The sequence below is a fragment of the Streptomyces sp. genome (assembly GCF_036566765.1).
In the GTDB taxonomy this organism is placed as follows: Bacteria; Actinomycetota; Actinomycetes; order Streptomycetales; family Streptomycetaceae; genus Streptomyces.
In genome coordinates, this window is the sequence record NZ_DATCVQ010000017.1 from 1 (window position 1) to 4,442 (window position 4,442).

9 protein-coding genes are annotated in these 4,442 nt (G+C 70.5%); 1 reads left to right on the forward strand and 8 read right to left on the reverse strand.

Translation table 11 applies throughout. The features are described 5' to 3' along the window. The 5 genes from VIU94_RS00925 to VIU94_RS00945 form a co-directional block, all read right to left on the reverse strand. Positions 1 to 447, reverse strand: a 447-nt coding sequence (locus VIU94_RS00925; RefSeq protein ID WP_331906431.1) for a CHAP domain-containing protein, incomplete at its 3' end; no start/stop codon positions are given. Then, complete coding sequence (locus VIU94_RS00930) at positions 444 to 728, reverse strand: hypothetical protein (protein WP_331906433.1); 285 nt, start codon at positions 726 to 728, stop codon at positions 444 to 446. The genes VIU94_RS00930 and VIU94_RS00925, both read right to left, overlap by 4 nt. A gap of 4 nt (positions 729 to 732) precedes the next feature. Then, positions 733 to 984 carry a hypothetical protein gene (locus VIU94_RS00935; protein WP_331906435.1) on the reverse strand — a complete coding sequence of 84 codons (252 nt, stop codon included), beginning with the start codon at positions 982 to 984 and terminating at the stop codon, positions 733 to 735. Positions 985 to 1,021: 37 nt separating this feature from the next. After that, positions 1,022 to 2,350, reverse strand: coding sequence for a phage tail family protein (locus VIU94_RS00940; protein ID WP_331906437.1), 1,329 nt, complete (start codon positions 2,348 to 2,350; stop codon positions 1,022 to 1,024). 1 nt (position 2,351) lies between these two features. Then, entirely contained in the window at positions 2,352 to 3,068 is a 717-nt protein-coding gene (locus VIU94_RS00945) for a hypothetical protein (RefSeq protein WP_331906439.1), read from the reverse strand. 32 nt (positions 3,069 to 3,100) lie between these two features. Here VIU94_RS00945 and VIU94_RS00950 point away from each other — a divergent pair, with 32 nt between their 5' ends. Beyond that, a complete protein-coding gene (locus VIU94_RS00950; protein ID WP_331906441.1) occupies positions 3,101 to 3,439 on the forward strand; it encodes a DUF6221 family protein in 339 nt (112 codons plus the stop codon). On the opposite strand, the gene VIU94_RS00955 is transcribed toward VIU94_RS00950, so the two are convergent. From VIU94_RS00955 to VIU94_RS00965, 3 genes are all read right to left on the reverse strand, one after another. Next, positions 3,436 to 3,906 carry a hypothetical protein gene (locus tag VIU94_RS00955; protein ID WP_331906443.1) on the reverse strand — a complete coding sequence of 157 codons (471 nt, stop codon included), beginning with the start codon at positions 3,904 to 3,906 and terminating at the stop codon, positions 3,436 to 3,438. The two genes, VIU94_RS00950 and VIU94_RS00955, sit on opposite strands and share 4 nt — an antisense overlap. After that, positions 3,906 to 4,217 carry a hypothetical protein gene (locus VIU94_RS00960; protein WP_331906445.1) on the reverse strand — a complete coding sequence of 104 codons (312 nt, stop codon included), beginning with the start codon at positions 4,215 to 4,217 and terminating at the stop codon, positions 3,906 to 3,908. The genes VIU94_RS00955 and VIU94_RS00960 overlap by 1 nt, the downstream gene beginning before the upstream one ends. A gap of 9 nt (positions 4,218 to 4,226) precedes the next feature. Beyond that, positions 4,227 to 4,442: phage tail fiber protein (locus VIU94_RS00965; protein ID WP_331906447.1), on the reverse strand; the 216-nt coding region annotated here is incomplete at its 5' end.

The following is a 4,442-nucleotide window of genomic DNA, read 5'->3' on the forward strand; positions in this document are numbered from 1 at the left end:
CCGCTCCGACGACCGGCTGACGGACTTCCGGTAGACACCGTCGCCGTTGTAGTACCGGCCGGACAGGCTGCCGCTGGTGTTGCCGCCGATCGTGGTGAAGCTCGACGCCGACACGGCGACGACGAGCTCGACGTGCGTGGATCCGCCGGGGCCGTAGAACACCCAGTCGCCCACGTGCGGGGTGCCGGACCATCGGCCGTGCGACTTGAACCAGGCGACGGCCGTGGCGCACCCGGCGGTCTTCGGGTAGTCCTGGTTCGCGCGGCCGTCTGCCTGGTCGGCCGCCCAGGACTGGAAGCTCGCGCACCACGGGTAGCCGTAGCCGCCGGCCGGATAGCCGCCGATCTTTCCCAGCCACCGGTTGAAGACGGTGTCGTTGGTGCCCTTCTCCCGGTACCCGATCTTTCCCTCGGCCGCCTCGATCGCGGCCTTCGTGGTGAAGGTCATCGCTCCTCGCATCCCGTCTCGATCCTGAGCTGATGGATCTGCTCCTGCACGACCCGGCCCCGCTCCGTCGTCGCAGGCACCCCCGGCTGATCCAGCGTCGCCAGCAGCGGACACCAGCGCCGTTCCGCCTCCTGTCGCGCCTGCTCCTGCCGCCGCTCCGACTGCTGCTGCACATGGCCCGTGTAGACGACGTTCGCCGCCCCCACCAGAACCGCAGCGACCAGCACCATCAGGACCGCCCACCGTGCCCGCAGAGCGCCCGTCGGCGTGAACACGCCCATCACTTCACGACACAGTCGACGATGATGAAGGCGGCAGCGGAGACGGCGGCGGCGGCGGAGACGGAGATGGCGGCGGCTCGATAGCGCCAGGCCCGTGCCCATTCCTTGCCAGGAACACCGCCCCCGCCAGACCCGGCACCGACACCAGCGCCATGTACAGCACCAGCAGCTCGACGCTGGGCTTTTCCTTCAGTGCCTCGATGATGAAAGCCAGCCCTGGCAGCACCAGGCACGCCAGGTCCCGCAGCACCGTCACCCACACTGGCCCACGCCACACCCGATCACCCCTCTATCTATCGCCGTTCAAGGTTCTTGAGCCGCTGCTCGATCGCGGACGGCCAGCGCCGGAAGTCCGGGCGGGGTCCGCCGAGGGTGAGCGTGACGGTCTCGGAGTTGTTGCCGTCCATGGCGATCTCGACCTCATGCACCCGGTACGCCGAGTCCACGTCGAGCCGCCCCGACGGGATGATGAGCCGGACCGTATCGCCCAGCCAGATGTGGTCCGGGCCTTCCCAGCCGCCGGCCTTGAGTCGCACCGTGTACGTCGGCCGGGGCACCTGCGACTGCGCGAGCTGCCACGCCGCCCTGTCGTCCAGCGCCGCCTGCGTCGTCAACCCCTCGTCGCCGAACACGCCGTCCCAGCGACCCTGCGGGAACGCGGCGGGATCCGCGAGGTCCGCGGCGCTGGACTCGACCGCGGCGAGCAGGCTCTCGCCCGTGTACCGGATCGCGTTGGCGTAGTCGGAGGTGCCTGCCTCGCGGTTGACCGTCGCGGCGAGCCCACCGACCTCCAGCACCACCCCGCGGTCCGAGCCGCGCTCCGGATACCACGCCTGCAGCAGCAGGCTCGACGCCGAGGCAGGGAGGATGTCCCAGTCGAACCCGTCGATGACCTCGCTGAGTTCCTGGACCCGCTGCCCGATGGAGTCGCCGGCCTCGTACGTGCGATCCCGGAGGATGCCGGTCGATCCGTCGGCGAACCCCTTGGAGATGCCGAGCGCGCCGCCGGGCTTGCCCTGTGTCTGCTGGATGAGCTGCCACGCGAGGTCGAGCTGATCCACGCCCGTGTAGGTGAGCGTGTCGGCGCTGTACAGGATGCGGCGGTCCAGGACGGCGCGGTAGTCCAGGCAGGTCACCTGCGTGACGTGGCGGTCCTCGTCGATGTCGTCGCCGGTTCCGCCGACCCGGCACCGGTCCAGGATCGTCGTGCTGGACGCCGTCGAGAACAGGACGTGGACGTCCGTGCTCAGTTCGCCGATCTCGGCGGCCTGGGGATGGCGGCCGTCGATCGAGAACGACAGGTCGCTGTTGCCGTTCAGGCGGGCGGTGTACTTGCGGCCGGTCGCCTCCGTCAGGCCGAGTTCGTGGCCGCCGGCGGCCGGGCCGAGGACGAGCTGCCACCTTGTGCGCGGCCGGGGCGGGACCCCGATGCCGGTGTGCTTGGTGCCGGACAGGGTGACGTCGGCGGCGCCGGTGACGGTGAGGTCGTCGGAGCGTCCGGGTGTGCCGGTGAGGGTGACGTCCGCGCTGCCGGTGACGGTGAGGTCCCCGGACGGCGGCGGGACGACGAGGGAGCGGCGGACGGTCGGCCGGTTCGGCTGGCCGCGCCCGAGCCTGGCCACGTCACCACCTCGCCGCGCGGACGACCGCCGTGCGGGTGGCCACCAGGCGCGGCCGGACGGCCGGGTCGAGCGGGCGCAGCGCCACACTCCAGGTGAGGACGTTCGCGCTCGCGAAGGTGTTCGTGGACACCCAGTTCGGCGGGGTGACACCGACGCCGACGGTGCGGTTCGTGGCGAGGCCGTCGTCAGCGATGGCGAGAATGGTCCCGCCCGAGCCGGTCGCGAGGGTCGTGGTGTCGGCGCGTTCGGTGTAGCCCGGCGTCGGGGCCGTCCACCCGGACGTGCCGGTGGTGGCGCGTTCGCCGACGGCCGTGACGATCGCGCACCCGGCGTGCTGAGGGGTCACTGCCGGGCAGGCGTGGCTGGACACGGCCGAGCCCTCGTCGAGGACCTGCCAGTCCGACAGCGGCGCTGTCAGGTGCGCACCTCGGTAGACCGCCATCCCGGCGCACTGCCGGTTGCTTGCGGTGCCGGTGAGTGCGAGCGTGCCCGTCTCGGAGCCGTCGAGGGCCTTCCAGTACAGGCCCATCCGCATCGAGCCGGAGTCGCCGTCAACCAGCCCGCCCGCGGGCAGCGTGAAGCCGGTCGCCGTGGGCGTGCTGGTGTTCTGCATCAGCCACCACAGCAGCGCGACGTCGCCCGCTTGGACGGTCGGCCACGTCGGCGCGAGGGAGGTCAGGTTCCCGCCGTCGGTGGCCTGATTCACGAACGACGTCACGCAGGCCCCTTTCCATCGGTGACACTGGAGGTATGGACCTGGTGGAGTTCTTGCGCGCGCGGCTCGACGAGGACGCGGCCGAGATCGCTAAGCAGCCGGACGGACGAGGCGAGCCGGGCGGCATCGGCATCTGGTCGAGCGGCGACGCCATCAGCAACACCGAGTACCTGATCCTCAGCAAGCGGCGCGCTCTGGCCGAGGTCGAAGTGAAGCGGCTGTTCCTGGCCGACCATGACGGCGTGCACCGGTGTGACTGGGGCGAGCACCGGGGCGCCGACTACCTGGGCTGGTGCACGACCCTGAAGCGCCTCGCCCTGCCCTACGCCGACCACTCCGACCACTCCGACTACGACCAGGAGTGGAAGCCCTAGCAGCGCTCGAATTCCATCGACGCGCGCACGCTCACGATGGCCGGGGCGGTGCAGCGGATCACGAACCCCTCGCTGACGGCCGAGTCGGGGGTGTCACCCAGCGGGAAGTCGTAGAAGACCAGCCCGCCGTTCGGGGACAGCAGCCACTCCTGGACCACCGTCAGCACCGTCGGCTCCGTCGTCCACGTCTTCGCCGCCGTCGCACCGACCGTCACCGACCGGCCGTAGATCTGCGCAGGCGTGACGCTCGTGCTGGCCGTGCCGGGCGAGTTCGTCGCGAACGTCGCGTAGCACAGCTCCACCAGCACCGGCACCGCCGACGCCGTCACGCCGTCGAACCCGACCTTGAACTTCTTCAGGTCCAGCCCGAAGTTCGCATGCGACTTCACGCCGAGCACGCTCTTGGCGGTAGCCGCCGACAGGGCGACCGCGCCGCCCGTCACGATGGAGTATCCGGCCTTAGCCATCAGTCGTTGATCCTCACTCCGGCCAGGTCATCCCAGGCCGCGTTAACGGTGAACTGAATGTCGGAGTCCGACGACTGCGCGGAAATCGCCACGTTCGCGACGGTTGCCCACACGAACGCCTCCAGGTAGGTGCCGCTCGCCGCCGACCGCAGCACGTCGTACGCCAGCGCCTGCCGCTTGCCGAACTGCGTGTCGGAGTAGGACGCCTTGTCCTCGCCCATCACCTGCACGGCGGCCGTGGCCAGCGCCACGCGCACGGTGCTGCGGAACGTCGGATCGTCGGCGAGCGCTGCCTGATCGGTGTACGCCACGGGGGCCTCCTAGACGGTCGCGGTGACGGAGTTGGCGGTGTAGGTGCCGGGGCTGGAGTAGACCTGCGAGTTCGGCAGCACCTTGCCGAACCGGAACGTCCCGCCGGACGATGCCGACCACAGCCCGAAGTGCGTGATGGTCGTCGAGCCCGGGATCTGGAAGACGGGCGTCTCGACGATCGTCTTCTGGCCGGCGGACGCCGCGTTCCATGTGATGGCCTGCCG